The following is a 21962-nucleotide window of genomic DNA, read 5'->3' on the forward strand; positions in this document are numbered from 1 at the left end:
TATCTCATTGAATTAACCTTTACAATTGACGAATACTTATTTCAAAATTGAAATCATGAAACAAAATTCTATCTACTACATTGGCATTATGTCTGGTACTAGCTTGGATGGTATCGACATTGCGTTAGTTAGCATAGTAAACGGGCAAACTAAGTTAGTAGCAAGCTTGGAAACCCCCTTTACAGACTCACTGCATCAGTTGTTATCTTCAATTATTACTAATAAGACATGCAATATTGCAGATATAGGTAATGCGTCCTATCAACTAGCCTGTGAATACGCAGTTGCCGTTAATCACTTACTGCAAACACAGCAAATTGATTCCAACGAAATAAAAGCCATTGGCGCACATGGGCAAACTGTCTTCCACGACCCTAACAGTGAAACACCACATTCAACCCAGTTATTAAATGCGTCTGTGCTCGCCACTAAAACCGGCATTACTTGTGTACATAACTTCCGCGAAATGGATGTTGCCCTTGGTGGACAAGGCGCCCCGCTTGTGCCACTTTTTCATCAAAGTTTGTTAGCTCAAATAAGCACTAATAAGCATAAAGACTCTCTGGTTTTTGCCAATATTGGCGGCATTGCAAACCTAACGATTTGCCACCAAGACACCCTACTTGGTTTTGACTCAGGCCCAGGCAATACACTTATTGACAGTTTTACACAGCAAGTATTTGACCAACCTTACGATCGCAATGGCGACCTTGCAAAGCAAGGTAAAATCAATCAAGAGTTACTTAAACAACTATTAGATGATAACTACTTTGCACTGCCCACGCCAAAAAGTACCGGGCGAGAGTATTTCAATCTGACTTGGCTTAGACAGAAGTGTGCTGAAAATACGCTCAATAACTACGATATGTTAGCAACACTAACTGAGCTTACAGCGCTAACCATTTCAAGCCCTATTCAGTCAAAAGAAGGTGCGTTGGTATTGTGTGGCGGTGGTGCTAAAAACGCCTATTTGGTTGCACGCCTGCAACATCATTTACCCAGTTGGCATGTTACTACTAGCGATAATATTGGTGTCAGTGCCGATTTTATGGAAGCAATGGCGTTTGCTTGGCTGGCTTATCGCACGTTAAATCGTCTGCCAGCTAATGCGCCCTCTGTAACGGGTGCTAACAAAGCAGCAGTATTAGGGCAGATCACCTTTGCACCTTAGTTTTATAATGGTGCAAATTTGCACCATTATAACTCGAATAAATATGGCTATATTTCTAATCATTTGATTTAAATAACAAACTGATGCTGGCACGGATTTTCCATTACTAGTAAAACGTGTAAAGGAGAAGCCACTATGAAGTCAATTAAAGATACGTATCTATTTTTATATCAAATTACCCATTTAAACCTAGGTCAATGGAGCGTTGAGCAGCCACATGGCGCGAATGATGCAAAATACTAAGCTTTAACGCTGCTAGTTACTATGCATTTTTTTGCTCTTTACTAGCAGCGTATATCCAACATGCTTGACCATCCTTTGTTTTAGCTTTTATGCGCGTATATTCCGCCACTTCGTAACTATCCGCTTGCATTAACTCTTTCGTTGAAAGCCAATAGCAATGGCCTGTAATTTCATCAATTTTGTTACCTGTGCGTACTAAAATTGGATGGTACTGCTTACCACTTTTGGCGATAACATCCTTATCCTCAATCTTCACTTCAGATAAAACATATCCTTGAAGTACTGCACGCTCGCCTTCTAACACCCGTCCAAAGTTAGCTCGCTGCACGTTTTCTTGTTGCAAAGTGCCATAGCTAAACAAACGTTCCATTTTAGATCCTTTTCGTTTGACTCAACCATTTAAGCCTTATCCGCTTTGTGGTATAAATTCGTTTAAAAAACACAGTACTAAACATGTCAGAAATCGGTTTTGGCTGCAATCAATATCAGCTTGCTTTTTATGTTGAAAACGCGCCACAGTTTTCCTCATACGCGACTCCAAACTCATTAATTGAGTTACCCACGGGCGCGATTAATGAAATTTCCATGGCATGCGGTAATGGCTGGCGAAAACAGTTTAATGTTTACGCTAAATTCATTTACAACCTAAGCTCCAGTGTTTTTTCGGGTAAAACCGCAGCGCCAACCTGGCAGCAATATCGAGACACCCAATTACTACAGCAAGGCTCTGCTACCGCATTGTTATTCAGCCCGCCAAACTACACACGCGCAAATACGCTACATATAATTGCTGGACGAGGTTACGCAAAAAAGCTTGCTTCACAAAATCTACTTGGTGGCAATTTAACCTGGCTTAACGACGAATTTGCGTACGATATCGAAAACAAATTGCTGGTTTCACCATTTTTAGACTATCGCCAACTTTCTAATCGTAAAATCGATTTTTTAGCACAAATGTGTGAGCAGCTAGTTCAACACAACTGTATTCAGCTAGAACGATTTCAACTACCGCAAATGTAGCGAATATCATTTATAAACAACATTTGTATTGCTAGTCGTTGTTTATACAGGTACCAGAGTTAATTTTGCATTTAAAAAAGTAGCTGTTAACGCGAACTATTAGCTTAAGAGGCGAAGCGAATAGTTCGGAAAAAACGTCCCTCTCAACGCGCTTTTTCTCTAAACTAAAAATTCACCAATTTATTGTTAGAAAAAGACAAGGATTTCAAACATACGCACTTTTTTTGACTACACTTACTACAAGCTAAGCGTATTTAGATAATGGAATAGCTATTTTGGTCAGGAAGTTAAGCAAAGGTTTTGCATTTAACACAAAAGCGGTGCTGCAGCACGTCCCGATTGGTTTGTTTGTCGCCAAGCCAACTGGCGAATGCATGTTTGCAAATAATGCGCTGTATCGAGTGTTAAGTTTAACCAATACTGATATCGTCGGCAGCAGCTACATTAACGCAATGCACCCAGATGATCGGCAAAAAGCCATTAAACACTGGTATGCCTGCACCGCCAAAGGTGCTAATTTTCAATTTACATTCCGATCTGCTGCAAAAACAAAAAATAAGCTGTTATCAATTCACGCTGAACCGCTCATTGAAAACAAAGTAATCACCGCCTATATCGGCATCGTTGAAGACGTAACAACCATAAATGAAACAGAGCGTAAGCTTTATTTAAGCCAACAACGTTACGAATTAGCTGCAAAAGGTGCCAGCGCTGGAGTATGGGACTGGGATATTTCAAATAACGAAGTATTTTACTCAACTAAATTTACCGAGCTACTTGGCTTTGACAATCTAGCGTTTGGTTGTGATTTTGCTTCCTTTACTGAACAAATCCACCCTGATGATATTAAACAGTTTAAAGCAAGCCTTGAGGTGCACCTAGCCGACCCATTTGAAGCATTTGATATTGAAGTGCGTATGTATAGCGCCAAACAACAAGAGTTATGGTTCCATATTGTTGGTGAAGCCATGCGCGATGAAAAAGGCAATCCGTATCGCATGGTTGGTTCAATGTCTGATATCACTGAGAAAAAGCAATCTCAGCAAGTTATTTGGCACCAAGCTAACTTTGACGCACTCACCCAGCTACCCAATCGTAATATGTTTACCGACAGGCTTAACCAAGAAATCGCCAAAAGTAAGCGCTCAGGCGATAAATTTGCACTGTTATTTATTGATTTAGACCATTTTAAAGAAGTTAACGATACCATGGGTCACAATGCGGGCGACCTATTGTTAGTTGAGGTATCTGAGCGCCTAAAAATAATTTTACGCGAAACCGATACGGTAGCGCGCATTGGTGGCGATGAGTTTACTGCGCTGCTGTGTAATATTCACAACCTAGCAGATGTTGAAAACATTGCCTCAAAGTTGATTCAAGCGATTGAGATGCCGTTCTACATAAATAATGAATCAATATTTATTTCGGCCAGTATTGGTATTACTTTGTTTCCTGATCACAGCGAAAAAATGGAAGAGTTACTGCGTTTTGCCGATCAAGCAATGTATTTATCGAAAGAAGAAGGGCGCAAACAATACCGTCATTTCAACAAAACCTTGCAAGAAAAATCCGAAAAAGCCCACTTACTCACGCAAGAGCTGCGTCTTGCTGTCATTAATCAACAGCTCGAAGTGCTCTATCAGCCCATTTTATCAATCTCTGATTTAAAAATTCATAAAGCAGAAGCGCTACTGCGCTGGCATCATCCAGAACTTGGCATGGTGAGCCCTGCTGACTTTATTCCACTTGCTGAAACATCAGGAATGATTATTGATATTGGTAATTGGGTGTTTCAACAGGCTGCCGAGCAAGTAAAAAAATGGCAATCAAGCTATGATCAACACTTTCAAATTAGTGTTAACCGCTCCCCTGCACAATTTCAGTCAAGCGTCAGTAAGCACGATGTTATTTGGCTCAATACTTTACTGCAATTGAGTCTTAAGCACGGTATTTGTATCGAAATTACCGAAGGTTTATTACTTGATGACAATGAAGAAATAAAAGAAACACTTAAGAAGTTTCGCTCAGCAGGCGTAGCAATCTCTCTTGATGACTTTGGTACTGGGTACGCCGCGCTATCTTACCTTACCAAGTTTGAACTCGACTTTTTAAAAATCGATCGCGCCTTTGTTATGAATCTTGAAAGTTCGGCACAAAACCAAGCCTTGTGTGAAGCAATTATCGTAATGGCGCATAAATTGGGTTTAAAAGTAATCGCCGAAGGCGTAGAAACACAAGAACAATTATTCATATTAGAGGCAGCTGGGTGCGACTATGCCCAAGGTTACTTTGTCTCTAAGCCAATTAGTCATTTATTGTTTGAGCGTGAACTTGCCAGCCAAGATCCATTTTCGGTGCAGCAAAAGTTAAAGCAAACTTCATTTAAAAAAACGTCTGCTATTTAGCCCAAATAGCAGACGTTAACTATACTAATGCGTGATTTAATAACGCTATTTTTCAATAACGCCTTTATCAACTAGCTCTAATGTTACCGAGCTTACACCTTCTAACTTTTTCAGTGCATCAACTAATGGCAACAAATCACGCTGGCTTTGCGATTTAAGAATGTAATAAGATTTAAATGCCTGTTTAATAATCAGGTCATTGTCTTTATTAAATTGCTCAAAGTCTACATCACCTGAAAGTTTTACGATAATTTCGCCCGTAACGGTGTAGGCATTTAGCCCGCTAACATCAAATACATCCAAGCCAGGTACAACCGTTTTCGTACCATTAGTTTTAAACGTTTTATCGTTCACAACCACTTCAGATTGCGCCAAGGTGAGTTGTTCTACCGGAGTAATTGTTAAGCCTTTAAATTGCTCGGCGCTATTTGCTATTGCAGCTTGCGTGCTTAGAGTTAACGCAGCAATGATAAATAATTTCTTCATGTTTTACTCCTTAATGACCAATTACACGTAGCGACCAGTCTTTCAACACGCCGTTTTCTGCATTGTTATTTCGGTTAAAGCCAACTAAGCCAATGCTTGCATTGAAACCAACAGTAAAGCTATTACCTTTGTCTGTATCGATTACTTTTAACTGCCATTCACCTTGTGCTGATTCACCATAAAAATGATTGCTAAGCATTAGTGTATCGGTATATCCACCTTCAGTAGTACCTAACCAGCCAGTTCGTGCACTCATTAATACTGAGCGGGTACCGGAAGGTGAAATTAATTCGATAGCAAGGTCGCGTAAGCGAGTATGATCAATATTCAATTTCACTTGAACTGCTTCAACAGTCACATCTTGTTCAAACGCCAATGTGCTGGTTGCGCCAGTCAAACTTGCATCAGGAATTTCAGCATCTGCGATTTGCGTTTGCCACGGCGTAATCACTTGCTCAGGCAGTGGTGTTACCGGTGTGAACAACGCCTTATATACTGCATCATCCACATCAACCGCACCAAAACCGTAAAACTGATGGAAGTTATAGCCAGCTGCATTTCGTTGCCAAGATGGAATTGCATTATAAGTAACTAGCTCACCATCAGCATTTTCAAATGTTAAATCAACACCTGGGTGGTTTTCATCTGTTTTGCGTGCTGTTTGCGCTAAAATATGACGAATCGCACGAGCGTCAAGTGCATGATTCGCAGACATAATATTCGCTATTGCACCAGATGTATTAGGTGCTGCCGATGACGTGCCGTTCATTGTGCCTGTATAATCACAGTTCGGATCTAGCTCCGTGCCACCATGCAATGCATTGCCATGCTCGCCCGCTACATTACTACCGGCTTCACAGCCTTGTAAGTCAATTGTTACCATTGCAGGTGCAGCTTCGCCAAATTCACCACCAGGCGCTGCAACAAATACGTTAGAGCCCACAGATGAATAAGACGTTAGCTTGCCATGCGCATCTAATGCTGACACGACTAGGTTCCAATGGTTATTGTTATCCGGAGCGATATTCGCATTATGGAAAGGTAAACCTTGGTTATTAAAGAACTGATTGTTTTCGTAAGGCAGCACTAAAATAGGCACACCTTGGTAATAAGCGTTATATGTTCCGAACGAATTACCCGCCGATTTAACATAAACAGAACCACGTCCCCAATGGCTTTGTTCAGTAATGTAGCGATACACGTCGTCTTGCAGCTCTTGCCACGGGTTAAGTACGTAATTGTGCACAACCGGTGTCGCAGGTGTGCTGCCATAACTTTGGTTAAACACTCGCGGATCGGTAAAACGGTCTAATTGACGAAAATCTTCTGACAAACCGTGAGACACAAGCCAGTTACCAACAGTTTGATTAGGTAAATAGTTAAAGCCAACAATATTAGCGTGAGGTGCAACACCGCGCCCACCGAGTCCATTTGCCTCGGTAGCAGCAATTAAGCCTGCGACAGATGTACCATGACCATTATTATCTTGCGGATAATCTGAACCGTCACCTAAATTAAGAGAACCCGCCACAACGTTAGCTCTTAAATCTGGGTGATCAATCTCTACACCTGAATCGATCACAGAAACTGTAATACCACGACCTTTAATACCCATTAAATGCGTGAAATCAATATCAAGGTCATTGCCAGATGTGCCTGCAGACTGTGAGAAGCCGGTTTGTCCAATGTTCTGTAGGTGCCATTGCTCAGCAACTAATGGATCGCCATTTTGTAATGGAAAAGTTGAATCAGTAATTTTTGCAATTGCTGGCTTACAGGCAAGTATTACACTTGCAGCCAACAAGGAAGGTTTTATTTTTATTTTCATTTTGTCCCCTGAAATTTAGTATTTCCCCTTTAATCGGGACGAACATTTAAAACAGATAACAATAAAAAAGAAAGTACGCCGATAGCAGTTACAGCAAATCATGAAGAAAACATACGAGTGATTGATTTTAAAGGAATTTATTATGACAACGCTGTCTTTTTGAGTTTGCTTATACACTCTTAACCAATTGAAAAATAAAGATTTACATTTATTTACAGTAAATTAACAAAAATCAAATAAGTTAGATTATTCAGCTATAACAAGAGCGCTCTCAACACCTGCCGATAGGCGTGAAGTGCTATCTTACCTACGCTTTATCGAAGATCTGTAATCTCTCAATAAACATCACAAATAAGCATATTGAATCTGTGTTCAGTCACTACCAAAATAACTGTAAATACATTGAGACTTCGTGATATAACCTTTGTAGAAGACCAATTTGTTGCGCCGTTTTTTGCGCACAGTAAGTTGCGAAAAACTTTAAACTCAATTGCAGAAATGAATTTTAGATAAGTGCTATTTCAAACATCTAGATAATTAAAAAATCACGAATCCGTTTTAAACAATTTTTTCCTCACCAGTAAACGATAATCGGACGGTGTTTGTTTTAACTCGCGCTTAAATACTTTGGTAAGATAACCTTGATCAACATAACCTACAGCCACTGCTACATCTTGCACGGTTAGGTTGGTCGAAGCCAATAATTCTTGCGCCATTTCAAGGCGCATTTTTTGCAAATAATGGGTGGCTGTGGTGCCCGTTGCCGCTTTAAAACGCCGTGATAAGGTGCGCTGGCTAATACCAAATTGCTCAGCAACATGCTGCATTGATAATTCGCTCGACGCGTTGTTTTTAAGCCAAAATTGAATTTGCGCAATCAATTCATCGGCATGTCTATCAACTGCCCCTTCTAAATAGCGTTGCTCTTCATATGGCTTTCTAATTTCATGAGAAAAGTTACGTTCCACATTTTGCGCAGCATCTCGACCAAATAATTGCGCAATCAAGTAAACCATAATATCAGCCAGCGAGTTTAAACTGGCCGCACAAAAAATACGCTCCGATTGCGTAATAAAAAATTCCGGCTTTAGATCGACCTTAGGATAGTCTTTGCGAAATTGCTTAGCGTAATGCCAATGCGTCGTTGCTGCGTGGTGATCAAGTAAACCTGCTTCCGCAAGTAAACAGTTACCGGTACCAACACCGACAATTGTTGCACCTTGTTGCCATTGAGCTTTCAAATAGCCAATCGCCGCTTGATTTTGCTTAATAACAGGGCGAGGATTTCGCCAGATCCCCGGCACAATAATAAAATCGGCATTGTCATCACAGCCAACAGTTAATTCGGGTAAAAAAGCACACCCCGCGCGGCATTGGATCAGCTCTTGTTTATCGGCTACAAACTTAATATCGAGCTTACGATTTTTGCGGTCATGAAATGATGCTTCGCCCGCTTTAAGCATTTCTACTGGCAGCGTAACGCTGGTCGCCAATATTTGTGGATACAATAAGAGTCGTACTTTTGTTGTCATAATAACTGCTCAAACCAGTTCAAAATGGCCAAATACACCAAAACTATGTCCAATTAAACACAAACTAAAACTTAAAATCAAAATAAACTGTGCCTAAATAACGCAAACTGTATATACTAGGGTTTTTATGACTGCATTACCTATTGTTGTTGGAATGGGTGGTATTAATGCCGCAGGACGCACATCTGCTCACCAAGGGTTCCGTCGCATTGTAATAGATAAATTAACGCAAGAAGCGCGACAAGAAACATTTCTTGGCCTTGCAACGTTAATGAATCTAGTACGCCAAGAAAACGGTGAACTTGTTGACCATGAAAACCAAGCTATTTGCGCAAGCGAGATCGAAGCTAAATTTGGTGAGCAAATTATTGCTGGTACCTTAATTCGTAAGATAGAAAACAATCATTTTGATGTTGATGCCACTCATGGACATCAAAAAATGACGGTAATGCCAAGTGAAGGCGACAGCATTGTATTTGAAACAAGTGCGCGTCACTTACCGTCACCCCAGCCGCGCGATTGGCAAATAGAAAACTTGGAAGGCGGTAAAGTTAAAGTAACGATTAACGGTGAATTATCACTTAAGCACGATACCTACCGCGATAATCCAATTAAAGCAGCTGGCCAATTTCCAACGGGCTTTGATCCAAGCACGCTTTATAACAGTCGCTATCAGCCTCGTGGCTTACAAGCCACTATTTTTGCCGCAACTGATGCAATCAAATCAACTGGTTTAGCGTGGCAAGATGTACTTGCTGTTGTGGACCCTGATCAAATCGGTACTTATTCCGCATCTGTTGCAGGCCAAATGCAAGATGAAGCATTCGGCGGTATGATGAAAAACCGCTTAAGAGGCGACCGCGTTAGCACCAAAAACTTAGCACTTGGTTTAAATACCATGTCGACGGACTTTATTAACGCTTATGTAACCGGCAATGTAGGTACAACCTTCACTACATCAGGCGCATGCGCCACCTTCTTATACAACTTACGTGCAGCAGTGCACGATATCAAAGCGGGCCGCACTCGTGTTGCTATTGTTGGCAGTGTTGATTGTGCAATTACGCCTGAAATTGTTGAAGGCTTTGGCAATATGAGCGCACTGGCAAATATTGAAGGCTTGAAAAAGCTTGATAATAGCGATACCCCAGATTTACGTCGCACCAGCCGTCCATTTGGTGAAAACTGCGGTTTTACCATAGGTGAAGGCGCACAATTTGCGGTATTAATGGATGACGCCTTAGCATTAGAGCTTGGCGCTGACGTTATGGGCTCTGTACCTGATGTATTTGTAAACGCTGATGGCATCAAAAAATCAATTACTGCGCCAGGTCCAGGTAATTATATTACGATGGCAAAATCAGTTGCACTTGCAACAAGCATTCTCGGTGAAGAAGCGGTACAAAAACGTAGCTATATTCTTGCCCATGGTTCAAGTACACCACAAAACCGTGTAACTGAGTCAATCATTTATGACCGCGTTGCAAAAGCATTTAATATTGATAATTGGAAACTGGCCGCGCCGAAAGCATTTGTTGGTCATACAATTGGCCCAGCAAGTGGCGACCAAATGGCCATGGCACTTGGTATTTTTAGCCATAACATTATGCCGGGTATCACCACAATCGATAAAGTCGCTGACGACGTTTACGCCGAGCGCCTTGATATTCGTACTGAACACTATGAGTGTGAAGCACAAGATATTGCCTTTATTAACTCAAAAGGCTTTGGCGGTAATAACGCTACGGCGCCAATGTTCTCAGCAAATATTACGCTAGAGATGCTCACTAAACGTCATGGCGAAAGCGCAATGGCATCGTATCGCGATAAACTCACACAAACTAAACAAAACCAAGCTGATTACAGCGCGGCTGCAAATTTAGGTGATTACCAATTAATTTACCGCTTTGGTGATGGCTTAATTGATGAAAACGATATCGAATTAACGCAAGAAACCCTTTCTTTGCCTGGTTTTACACACTCTGTAAAACTAACTGCAAGCAACCCTTTCGATGATATGGTGTAAGCAAATTCACTTCCTTTAAATAGGATACACTGTCATCTACTAAAGGCGCGTTAAGCGCCTTTTTACTTTTTTGCACTCTTGATAACACTTCTCTTAACCAGTTCATCATCATTACGCACTACATAACATGCTCACTACGTGTTAATTTATCGATATAGCATAACGCGATAAGATAAACTCAGCTTTGTTAGCATTTCATTTATCAATAACAGAATTTATCGAATTCCTCTATCTAGGCTACAAAGCACATCTAAAAACAGGTAAAGTAACCACCATTGAAAGAGTTGAAAATCTGCTCTTTCAGACCATAATTACAATAATACGTTATACCTTACCGAAAATGATTTTTAGACTACTTCTAATAATGCTGTTTTTCGCGTTTTCAGCGGCTGCTAAACCTATTTATCAGTACGTCAAAAGTGATGGTTCTATTGCTTTTACCGACCGAAAACCAATTAAACACAGCTACAGTATTTATCGTACGGGCTGTTATGCCTGCCAACTGCGCTCGTCTTTAAATTGGCATAAAATTCCTATCTATCCAGACAAGTATCATTTGGAAATAGCGACAGCAAGTAAACAACATAATGTTGACCCTGCTCTCGTGCGTGCAATGATCCACGCTGAATCGGCATTTAAAGCCAATGCACGTTCAAAAAAAGGCGCAATAGGATTAATGCAACTGATGCCGGCAACGGCTAAATATATGGGCATAAAACGCCCAACTCAACCGAGCCAAAATATCTTAGGCGGCGTTAAGTATTTATCTTATTTATTAGAAAAGTTTAATGGCAATATCAGATTAGCAACGGCTGCGTATAATGCAGGGCCTAATGCCGTTAAAAAATACCGAGGCATACCACCATTTGCAGAAACGAAAGCGTATGTCGAACGCGTTGGCATACTGCATAACCGTTATCGTGTGGCAATAAATAAAAAGAAAAGAAAGATTTCACCCAGCTAGGGCAAATGAGGAAGCTGTGGTGGTTAACTCACCCACCACAGTAGAATCAATGCAAAAATAACAACACTTAAACGGAGCAATGGTCCTTTAAGCGTTTCAAAGGTTTTTCCCTTTAGCTTGTTAATAGCTGCTTGCTCAGTACATGCCGCTACTTTATCAATATAGCTATAACCCGATTTTTCATAGCTTTTGCAAATTGCTTTGTCAGCAGGAATGGCTTTTAGCTCATCCCCTTTTTTTAGGATATAAAAATCCATAACGCACCGTTATTTTTATTTCTCTAACCAATACTAACTTCGGTATTTTTGCCCAAGGCAAAAAAGTGGCGGCTATTAAATACTAAGTAGAAAAAAAGTGCAATACACAATTAGCAATAGTGAATAAAAATTTACCAACCAAGCGAGTCATCTTTTCATTCGTTACGTAATCCGCAGTAACAATTCATTTTTCAAAGTACAGTCAATCTATATCGTCAACTTTGAATCACACGCTACGCTAAGCAAATTTACTAAGGGTTGCGCGGCTGTCGATTAAATAAAAACCACATAAGCGTATAAAAAGCACTCAACTGTTAAATTGAATTACAAAGTTTCACACTTTATTAGCAATTTCACTTATTTGCCGCGGTTAATTGCTGCTATTATCGTCACCGCTGTATCGTTATGAGTTGGCTATGTGCAATTTAAACCGCTTTACATATCACTGTTTTTTACCAGTTTTAATGCTTGGCATAACAACTGGTGCGAATGCTGTTGAAATTAAAGTAGGCCAAAGCCATTCAGATTTACCGCTAGATCAATCTGGCACATTGACCAGTGTAACTCCCAGTGGCACGAGTTTTTCATTAGCACACGACTTTAGTGAGAGCGTGCGAGTCAGTTTAGATTATATAAACTGGGAAGATACCCACTTTTCACGAAAAGCGAATTCACTAAAGATTGACTCACAATCTTACGCTGCAACACTAACCTATTTCATTGAAAACTTTGCGATATCGGGAAATTACACTTACTGGCAAAGCGATTACCGAGAATCATTTTTAGAGCTCCCCTCGTCACAACACAAAACGTATGCTCCTAGTTACGGCCTGTCTGTAGGTTACGGTATATTTTTTGACGAGTGGGTTATCGAGCCGTCGTTACTTGTGCAATACAACGAATGGCGTTATCGCGATATTATGATTGAGCAAAATGAAATGGCGCTAGCATTGCGCGATGCACTAGAGGACGAAACTCTGGTAGTAAGTGGCTTACTGTCGGCGTCAAAGATCATTGAAATTAGACCCGATACCTATTTACTTGCAGGTGGCGTTATACGCTGGAATGAACTGTTTCAAGGCGATGGTACTAAACAAACCGATAAGTTTGTCAGTTTTGCAGGCAGAAAGTCGTATCCTCACAATACTGATGATGATTACGCCGAGCTGAGTGTATTTGTCACGTACGATATCACGCCAGAGTGGATGGTTGAGCTAGATAGCAGTATTGCATTTTTACCACATGATAATGTGTCGAGCGTTAGCTGGCGTATTGGTTATCGCTTCTAATCCACACCTACTGCATTTTAAGTGCAACCCCTCTTTATTCATATATTAAAAGTATTTGATGAGTTTCACTTGCCACTATTCATTGTATTTATATTTAAAATATAAAACATTAAATAATTTTATTTCAATGACGTTATGTTAAATAAATGCCCTTTCTAATTATCTAAGGTAATGTTGAATAAAAAGCCAGCGTCATAGCACTAGCTGTTTTAATCCTTACTTGTTAGAATCATGCAACTAAATTTCCTGCGAGAATAGAGAGTGAATTAAGATGGGAAGAGCGTTTGAAGTTCGCAAGAACGCGATGGCTAAAACAGCAGCCGCAAAAACAAAAGTAAACTCTAAATACGGTAAAGAGATCTATGTAGCGGCTAAAAACGGCGGCGCAGAGCTAGATACTAACTTGTCGTTAAAACGCCTTATCGAAAAAGCAAAGAAAGACCAAGTACCTGCACACGTAATCGACAAAGCGATTGAAAAAGCAAAAGGCGGCGCTGGCGAAGATTACCAACCGGCACGCTACGAAGGCTTTGGTCCAGGTAACTGCATGGTTATTATCGATTGTTTAACGGATAACCCAAACCGTACCATTAAAGATGTACGTTTAGCATTTACTAAAACTAACTCAAAAATTGGTGGCCCAGGTACAGCTGCACACAGCTTTGATCACCAAGCTGTATTTGCATTTGCAGGCGACAACGACGAAGAAGTGTTAGAAGCACTAATGATGGCAGACGTTGACGTAACTGACGTTGAAGTTGAAGATGGCATCGTTTCAGTATTTGCACCACACACTGAGTTCTATAACGTTAAAACGGCTCTGGCAGAAGCATTTCCAGATGTGAAGCTAGATGTTGAAGAAATCACTTTCGTACCACAAACAAGTGTGGATATTGAAGGCGATGATATCCCACTTTTCCAAAAGTTTATGGATATGCTAAACGATAGCGATGATGTTCAAAACATCTATCACAACGCAATCGTACAAGACTAATCAAAGTCATATAAAAAAGGCCTGATTTTTCAGGCCTTTTTTTGTTAATAGTGTTTATAAAAATTGCATTAATTTACGCTTCACTGGTTGCTTTAGAAAAACCACGTCATTAATAAAATTAGTATTCAATTAATACCTATTCTGTTAAGTGTGTGATCAGAGCTAGCGCTGGATCAATAAAATGATAACAAGGCGAAATTTGTCTTATGTAGTTGTTCTACATTGATAAATTAAAACGCCGTAAGCATGATATTTAACCCGCTAGAATGATCAGCTATTTAAGTGAATTGATATCAATTCGCTGCTTTAAATTCTAAACGGCGGCGATGTAACACAGGCTCTGTATAACCGTTCGGTTGTTTTGTACCTGATAATACTAGCTCTAGTGCTGCTTGAAACGCCACGCTCTGCGCATAATTATCTGACATATTACGGTAATTAGCGTCGCCTTCATTTTGTTTATCAACCACTTTGGCCATTGCTTCAAGGGTGTCAATTACCTGTTTCTCGCTACAAACACCATGGCATAACCAGTTAGTCATATGCTGTGATGAAATACGTAATGTGGCTCTGTCTTCCATCAAGCCCACATTATTAATATCAGGTACTTTAGAGCAACCAACTCCCTGCTCAACCCAACGTACCATATAGCCTAAAATACCCTGTGCATTGTTGTTCAGCTCATTTTGAATCGCATCAGAGGTCATTGATTTTGGCTCTGGATGCAGTGGCGGACACAAAATATCATCCACATTAGCGGCAACGCGCTGTTTAATTTCCTGTTGTAAGCTAAATACATCCTGCTGATGATAATGCATCGCATGTAAGGTAGCGGCCGTTGGCGATGGCACCCACGCCGTATTTGCGCCACTTTGCACATGTGCAGTTTTTTGCACTAGCATTTGCGCCATTTCATCTGGCATTGGCCACATACCTTTACCAATTTGTGCTTTACCGCTTAAGCCACATGCTAAGCCTACATCCACATTGTTGTTTTCATACGCACCAATCCACTTTTGCGCTTTAATTGCATCCTTTGGCAACATTGGTCCCGCGAGCATACTAGTATGAATTTCATCGCCTGTTCTGTCTAAGAAACCAGTGTTGATAAAGATAACGCGCTCTTTCGCCTCAGCGATACACGCAGCGAGGTTAACCGAAGTACGACGCTCTTCATCCATAATACCCATTTTTAAGGTATTCTCTGGCAAGTTAAGTAAGTTTTCTACCTTACAAAATAACGTATTCGCATAAGCCACTTCTTCAGGGCCATGCATTTTCGGTTTTACAATATTAATGCTATTAGCTCGGCTATTTTTCCGGGTGCTTTTGCCTTTTAAATCATGCAATGCTATCAACGATGTAATAACCGCATCCATGATGCCTTCAAATACTTCATCGCCATTTTTATCGAGAATAGCAGGATTTGTCATTAAGTGACCAACATTGCGTACTAGCATTAAGCTACGGCCTTTGAGCTGCTGCTCATCGCCACTTAAATCTGTGTAGGTTAAATCTGGGTTAAGCGCACGCGTAAGTGTTTTACCACCTTTTTCAAACTCAACCGATAAGTCGCCTTTGTTTAAACCAAGCCAGTTGCTGTATACACCGACTTTATCCTCTGCATCAACCGCCGCAACAGAGTCTTCGCAATCCATAATGGTGGTTAATGCCGACTCAAGCACAATATCTTTTATATGCGCGCTATCTTGTTTGCCAATTTGATGGTTTTCATCAAACTGAATCACAATGTGCAGCCCATTATTTTTAAGAATTAATTCTGTAGGTTGCTGCTTAGTACCGTTATAGCCCACCAACTGCTCTGGTGATTGCAATGCGCTTTGGCTTACATTGTTTAACGTGACAATCAGCTTGCCATCAACAATCGCGTAATCACTGGCATCTTTGTGCGAACCATATGTTAGTGGCAATGCTTGGTCTAAAAACTCACGGCCAAAATCAATTACCGCATTACCACGTACGGGGTTGTACTCACGTCCGGCTTCACGACCATTGTCGTACGAGATTGCATCGGTGCCATATAACGCATCATACAATGACCCCCAGCGGGCATTCGCAGCATTTAGCGCAAAGCGCGCGTTACTTACCGGCACAACTAGCTGCGGGCCTGCCATTGTGGCAATTTCAGGCTCAACGCTTTCAGTTACCACTGTGACATCACTAGGTGCTGGTTTTAAATAGCCAATTTGCTGTAGAAATTGTTTGTAATGGTCAAACTCAAAGTTTGAATGCGCTTGATGGTATTGATCGATTTGCACTTGCAGATCATCACGTTTCACTAACAGTGCGCGGTTAATCGGTGTCATTTCAGACACGATTTTTGAGAAGCCTTGCCAAAAGTGCTCCACATCAATGCCCGTACCTGGAATAACTTGATGGTTAATAAATGCGTATAAGCTGGGATCAACAGCTAACCCTGCATGGTGAATACGTGTTGTCATAAATTTTCTCACCTTGAAGTGGCACACAATTGTATGCGTTTAAATAATTTGGTTATTTGATTCTATCTAAGTTACACAAGAAAGCTTGCTTTTGGCATTCATTAAAAAAATACTCATGATAAAAACTATAAATTTTATAAATCATCCTGTTTCAGCCTAACTTAAATGTAAAGGCGCTACCCGTTCAATGTTGTTGCTCAAAAAGGTAATAACACCAGCGCCATCTAATCAACAAGATGAAGGACTTAACACGATGGCTAAACAATTAACTTACCAACAAGAAATCGACCGCATTGCAACGTTAAAAGAAGTAGGCGAGAAGAAATGGCAAAATATTAACCCTGAGTCAGCAGCGCGTATGCGTTTGCAAAACCGCTTCCAAAACGGCTTAGAAATTGCGCGTTATACTGCTGATATTATGCGTAAAGATATGGAAGCGTACGACCAAGACCCATCTCAATATACGCAATCACTTGGCTGTTGGCATGGTTTTATCGGTCAGCAAAAAATGATTTCAATTAAAAAGCATTTCCAAAATAGTACTGACCGTCGTTACCTTTACCTTTCAGGTTGGATGGTGGCAGCACTACGCTCTGAATTTGGCCCTCTTCCAGACCAATCAATGCATGAAAAAACATCGGTTGCTGCATTAATCGAAGAACTTTACACTTTCCTACGTCAGGCTGACGCCCGCGAACTAGGCGGTTATTTCCGTGAACTTGATGCAGCGCGTAAAGCAGGTAACAGCGCAGAAGAAGAGACAATCCTAGCTAAAATTAACGACCATAAAACACACGTTGTACCAATTATTGCTGATATCGATGCCGGTTTTGGTAACGAAGAAGCAACTTACCTACTTGCTAAGAAAATGATTGAAGCAGGTGCGTGCTGTATCCAGATTGAAAACCAAGTATCGGATGAAAAACAATGTGGTCACCAAGATGGTAAAGTGACTGTACCGCACGAAGATTTCTTAGCAAAAATCAATGCTGTTCGTTATGCATTCCTTGAACTTGGTGTAGATAACGGCGTTATCGTAGCGCGTACCGATTCACTTGGTGCCGGTCTAACTAAACAAATCGCAGTAAGCAACGAACCTGGTGATTTAGGCGACCAATACAACGCATTCTTAGACGTAGAAGAAATTGAATCGACTGATATCAAAAACGGTGATGTTATTTTAAACCGCAACGGTAAGCTGGTTCGTCCTAAGCGTTTACCAAGTAACTTGTTCCAATTCCGCTCTGGTACGGGTGAAGAGCGTTGTGTGCTTGACTGTATTACTTCGTTACAAAATGGTGCTGACTTACTTTGGATTGAAACGGAAAAACCACACGTAGGCCAAATTGGCGCGATGGTAAATGAAATTCGTAAAGTAGTGCCAAACGCTAAACTTGTTTACAACAACTCTCCATCATTTAACTGGACTCTGAACTTCCGTCAGCAAGTTTTCGATATTATGGTTGAAGAAGGTAAAGATGTATCTCAATACAACCGTGAGCAGCTAATGAGCGTGGAATACGATAACACTGAACTTGCAGCATTAGCTGATGAAAAGATCCGTACTTTCCAAGCTGATGCAGCACGTGAAGCAGGCATTTTCCACCACTTAATTACCCTGCCTACTTACCACACTGCAGCGTTATCTACCGATAATCTTGCAAAAGAATACTTTGGTGAGCAAGGTATGCTGGGTTATGTTAAGAACGTACAACGTCAAGAAATTCGCCAAGGCATTGCGTGTGTTAAGCACCAAAACATGGCAGGTTCTGACATGGGTGACGACCACAAAGAGTACTTCTCTGGAGATGCAGCCCTAAAAGCTGCAGGTGAAGACAACACCATGAATCAGTTCTCTTAATACTGTTTAGCCAGTAAACCAGCTAGGCACTTGCCTAGCTTTTTTACCATTATTATACCAATTCGGTTAAGTATTTGAGCAGGTTTAGCACCGGATAAATAAAATGCTAACAAGGCGTCGCTTTCTTATAGTGTGATGCTACATCGATAAGCCCCAGCGCATTTAACATGATAGTTAGCCGGTTAGACTGATTAGCTATTTAAGCGAATTGATATTATGTATCCCTAACTGTGATCCAAAGGCCTGACGGCCTTTTTTTGTTTCAATAAATAATAACTTTGAGATAGAGATCATATTTTTACTAAGTATCAAGATTACCGCTAAAAAAACAGATCGAGATTTTACTAGCGATTTAAAATCACGCTCATTTGTAAAATCAAAGTTAACAACTGATTACTTTTAACCCTAACACCCCCTTAAAGTGCCGCTAACACCTCGTTTTCACAGCCAAAACCAAACAATAGAGATCAAAATTTTACTAACTGTTGATTTTATAGATCATATTTTTACTAAGTTGCGGCGTATTTGAGATCATTATTTTACTAGCTGATTAGTAAATTAATGATCAAATTCCTTAATAGATCAGTTTTTTACTAACTAAAATCAGTAAAACGGCATTTTTGTGTTTTTAGAGATCATAATTTTACTAACTAAACGCTATTTTTAGTTAAAAGTCAGCTTCGAGATCAAAATTTTACTAACTAAAACGGCCTTGCTTAATATTTTTCTGGCTTAGCTTAGTAAAAATATGATCTCTGTATTCAAATCTAAGAAATAAATACGGTAAATATGCCCGAGTACGTTTAAAAATAAGGGGGAACGCTAGTAAGTTAGTAAAATTTTGGTTTGTAACGGTCTGATACAGTAGTTATAGAAAAAACGAAGGGGATCAGTACAACTAGGTTATTTAACCTAGCTGTACAATCTTCTGTTTTGCATCTGCAATGATAGCTGCATTATCGGATACTGAGGCTTTATTAAGATTAGCTTTAACACGCGCTATTTTTAGCTCATCAGCACACTGCTGCGGCTTATTAGAAAGCTTAGCTAAGCGCTCCTTAACTTCATCAACTTTATCATCGCGTTTATTTTGGGAAAGTGCTGCGATTTTATCTTTAACGGCTTTTGCTTTATCACTTTCGCCCATTAGTACATCAAGCACACCCTCGCGCTGCATTTTTTCAACTAACGCTTGTGGCGGTAAATGTAACATCGGCATCAAGCTTTGCAGAAACGCTCTCAGCTCAACTTGCTCTGATAATGAGAAATCTGAAAATGTTTTTAGTAGCTTGTGTTTATCAAGAAACAATTCGGTCAAATGTGAACTTAGCACTGTGCTATTAATTGTGGTTAAATCCACTTTTTTTGATGCTGAAGGCATATCTGGTAGGTCAATTCCCAAAACTTGCATCTCGGCTAATAGCTCAGCTGATGGCAGTGATAACGCCTCAAGTGCATAATCAATATTGTGTTTAACTTTAAGCGCTTCCATCGGTGCAAACGCCAGAAAAACTTGCGATAAACTCGCTTTATCCATTAATAAATTGTACACAATAAGCCCTCCCTAATCAGATAAGGCACTGAGTTTAGTCAACAAACATGACAAATATATGACTAGGTTAACTAAACTCAGTATTAAGTGTGATTTATGCGGCTACTTTAATTTGTATTAAAGCACCCAAACTTCAACGCGGCGATTACGTTCACGACCAACTTCGTTATCGTTATTTGCAAGTGGCATATCTTCACCAAAGCCTTCTACCGCATAGACATTAATACCGCGAGCATTAAGCTCTTGTTCAACACTTTTAGCGCGACTTAGCGACAACATGGTGTTTTTATCGCGTGCCCCAATGCTGTCCGAAAAACCCATTAGTACAAGCTTGCGATTTGGGTTTTCTTCAACAAACGACACAAGGCGCTGTAAATCTCGCTTACCTTTGTTATCAAGATCGCGCGTTGCATAGTTAAAGCGGAAGTTCAGCGATAAACGTTTCGCAAGTTTTGCATACTGATTATATTTTTCTGGAGCCAGTTCGCTTGCCACAACATCTTCAACACGAATAGACTGTGAGATTAATCCCAGTTCCTGCACGATTTCTTGACCGCGATCTGAAATTGCAAAGTTAGCAAAGTCTTTTATTTGCGTAGCACTATTGGTCGGCGTGTATAGGTACAGTCGACGTGCCAGCGGGTAATCTTCCGTCGCAATGGTAAAACGCGTTGGGTAAATTGCTTTAGTGTCACTGCTATCTGCAATTGCCAGTGCTTTACTGTATCGAATGTAATTTAAGCCAATAAACCCAATTGCATAATCATCGCGTGACACATGCTCAGACAGCTCTGAGCTCGATTCGAATCGCTCTGCTTTCTTCGTTAATTTGCGACCATATTTCTTTAATACTAACGATTTGAACGTATCAAATGTGCCAGAGTTATCATCACGAGCAAATACTTTTATCGGGGCTTGGTCACCACCGATCTCGGCCCAATTATCAATTTCGCCAGAGAAAATACGCGATAATGTTTCAGTTGTTATGGTCTTTAACGGGTTATTCTGGTTAACAATAATTGCCAAACCATCCAGTGCAATAATGTGCTCATTGCCAAGCTTAGATAAATCACCTGACTGACCTTTTAACGCTTCAACTTCACTGGTTTTAATTTTGCGCGAAGACATACCAATTTGCGCCATATTCGCGTTTAACGCTTTAAACGCGGTTGACGAACCATGTGCTGCCAAGCCTATTTCCAACTTTTCACCATCCATTTCAAACTGCATGGTGCGCTCAGTTGCAATGCGTCCCTGTTGCCAATCAATATCTTTAGCACCTTGCTCTTCGAAATAGGCTTTTAATAATGCTGGTGCGAGTTTTTCGCCTATGGTGTTCGAGCCGTGAATTGCAAATAGGGATTGATACACCGCCTCTGGCTCTTTTTCCACCGGAGTAGGCTTGCTCATTTGTGCTGATTTTTGTGAAATCACTTTGTTCGGTACTGCCGCTACCTGGCTCGATTGTGCTGCAGTGTCGCCAGATAAGCCAAACCAAGCGCCTACCGCACAAAGCGCTAACACAGCAACTGATGCAGCAATTATTACGCCGTTGTTACGCTGTTTTGGCTGAGAAATCGGCTCAGCCTGTGAAGCTTGCGCTTGATGACTAGGTGACGCATTAAACTGCTCAATAAGACGACTTAGTTCTGCGTTTTCTAGACTCAAAAGCTCAGTGAACACTAACGCGCGATATTCTTCTTCTGAGATTAACTTTTCTTTTGCTAAATCGATATCAAACTCTCGTTTGGCAGTTGAGATTATTTGCTCGATTAACTGTTGTTTTTCCTGTTCCATTGCCATACCTCATTTTTTTTCGGGTATGTTATGAACTTTATATGGCAGTTATATGACAGTACTTTAGATTTATTA

16 protein-coding genes are annotated in these 21962 nt (G+C 40.5%); 8 read left to right on the top strand and 8 right to left on the bottom strand.

The window, feature by feature from the left end; translation table 11 throughout:
* The first annotated feature begins 55 nt into the window (after positions 1-55).
* A complete protein-coding gene (locus C2M30_RS15165; RefSeq protein ID WP_105172267.1) occupies positions 56-1171 on the top strand; it encodes an anhydro-N-acetylmuramic acid kinase in 1116 nt (371 codons plus the stop codon).
* Between the two features lie 262 nt (positions 1172-1433).
* On the opposite strand, the gene C2M30_RS15170 is transcribed toward C2M30_RS15165, so the two are convergent.
* A complete protein-coding gene (locus C2M30_RS15170; RefSeq protein WP_105172268.1) occupies positions 1434-1784 on the bottom strand; it encodes a gamma-glutamylcyclotransferase family protein in 351 nt (116 codons plus the stop codon).
* An 83-nt stretch (positions 1785-1867) separates the two neighbouring features.
* Between C2M30_RS15170 and C2M30_RS15175 the strand changes: the two genes are divergently transcribed.
* Together C2M30_RS15175 and C2M30_RS15180 are read left to right on the top strand one after the other, a co-directional pair.
* Positions 1868-2434, top strand: a complete 567-nt coding sequence (locus C2M30_RS15175) for a DUF6942 family protein (protein ID WP_105172269.1) — start codon at positions 1868-1870, stop codon at positions 2432-2434.
* 275 nt (positions 2435-2709) lie between these two features.
* Positions 2710-4839, top strand: a complete 2130-nt coding sequence (locus C2M30_RS15180; protein WP_105172270.1) for a sensor domain-containing protein — start codon at positions 2710-2712, stop codon at positions 4837-4839.
* Between the two features lie 45 nt (positions 4840-4884).
* On the opposite strand, the gene C2M30_RS15185 is transcribed toward C2M30_RS15180, so the two are convergent.
* From C2M30_RS15185 to C2M30_RS15195, 3 genes are all read right to left on the bottom strand, one after another.
* Positions 4885-5325, bottom strand: coding sequence for a hypothetical protein (locus tag C2M30_RS15185; protein WP_010558394.1), 441 nt, complete (start codon positions 5323-5325; stop codon positions 4885-4887).
* A gap of 10 nt (positions 5326-5335) precedes the next feature.
* The gene (locus C2M30_RS15190) at positions 5336-7153 is read right to left on the bottom strand and encodes a S8 family serine peptidase (protein WP_105172271.1); all 1818 of its coding nucleotides are present in this window, start codon (positions 7151-7153) and stop codon (positions 5336-5338) included.
* Positions 7154-7698: 545 nt separating this feature from the next.
* A complete protein-coding gene (locus C2M30_RS15195; protein WP_105172272.1) occupies positions 7699-8685 on the bottom strand; it encodes a GlxA family transcriptional regulator in 987 nt (328 codons plus the stop codon).
* Between the two features lie 127 nt (positions 8686-8812).
* Between C2M30_RS15195 and C2M30_RS15200 the strand changes: the two genes are divergently transcribed.
* Positions 8813-10711 (top strand): beta-ketoacyl synthase, encoded by a 1899-nt coding sequence (locus C2M30_RS15200; protein WP_100914615.1) that lies wholly within the window; start codon positions 8813-8815, stop codon positions 10709-10711.
* 364 nt (positions 10712-11075) lie between these two features.
* Positions 11076-11675, top strand: a complete 600-nt coding sequence (locus C2M30_RS15205) for a lytic transglycosylase domain-containing protein (protein ID WP_100914614.1) — start codon at positions 11076-11078, stop codon at positions 11673-11675.
* Positions 11676-11698: 23 nt separating this feature from the next.
* Here C2M30_RS15205 and C2M30_RS15210 read toward each other — a convergent pair whose 3' ends face one another.
* On the bottom strand, positions 11699-11932 hold the full coding sequence (locus C2M30_RS15210) for a hypothetical protein (RefSeq protein WP_010558399.1): 234 nt from the start codon (positions 11930-11932) through the stop codon (positions 11699-11701).
* A 464-nt stretch (positions 11933-12396) separates the two neighbouring features.
* Between C2M30_RS15210 and C2M30_RS15215 the strand changes: the two genes are divergently transcribed.
* Positions 12397-13221: an autotransporter domain-containing protein gene (locus tag C2M30_RS15215; RefSeq protein WP_100914613.1), complete on the top strand. Its 825-nt coding sequence runs from the start codon at positions 12397-12399 to the stop codon at positions 13219-13221.
* 271 nt (positions 13222-13492) lie between these two features.
* Entirely contained in the window at positions 13493-14215 is a 723-nt protein-coding gene (locus tag C2M30_RS15220; RefSeq protein ID WP_010558401.1) for a YebC/PmpR family DNA-binding transcriptional regulator, read from the top strand.
* Between the two features lie 293 nt (positions 14216-14508).
* Here the strand turns inward: C2M30_RS15220 and C2M30_RS15225 are convergent, their stop codons facing one another.
* Complete coding sequence (locus C2M30_RS15225) at positions 14509-16677, bottom strand: malate synthase G (protein ID WP_105172274.1); 2169 nt, start codon at positions 16675-16677, stop codon at positions 14509-14511.
* Positions 16678-16930: 253 nt separating this feature from the next.
* On the opposite strand from C2M30_RS15225, the gene C2M30_RS15230 reads away from it, so the two are divergent.
* The gene (locus C2M30_RS15230) at positions 16931-18538 is read left to right on the top strand and encodes an isocitrate lyase (RefSeq protein WP_105172974.1); all 1608 of its coding nucleotides are present in this window, start codon (positions 16931-16933) and stop codon (positions 18536-18538) included.
* Positions 18539-19445: 907 nt separating this feature from the next.
* Here the strand turns inward: C2M30_RS15230 and C2M30_RS15235 are convergent.
* Positions 19446-20090 (bottom strand): hypothetical protein, encoded by a 645-nt coding sequence (locus C2M30_RS15235; RefSeq protein WP_158683475.1) that lies wholly within the window; start codon positions 20088-20090, stop codon positions 19446-19448.
* Between the two features lie 117 nt (positions 20091-20207).
* Positions 20208-21887: a substrate-binding domain-containing protein gene (locus C2M30_RS15240; RefSeq protein ID WP_105172276.1), complete on the bottom strand. Its 1680-nt coding sequence runs from the start codon at positions 21885-21887 to the stop codon at positions 20208-20210.
* Positions 21888-21962: the final 75 nt, after the last annotated feature.

Source organism: Pseudoalteromonas sp. T1lg24 (assembly GCF_002964745.1).
In the GTDB taxonomy this organism is placed as follows: Bacteria; Pseudomonadota; Gammaproteobacteria; order Enterobacterales; family Alteromonadaceae; genus Pseudoalteromonas; species Pseudoalteromonas spongiae.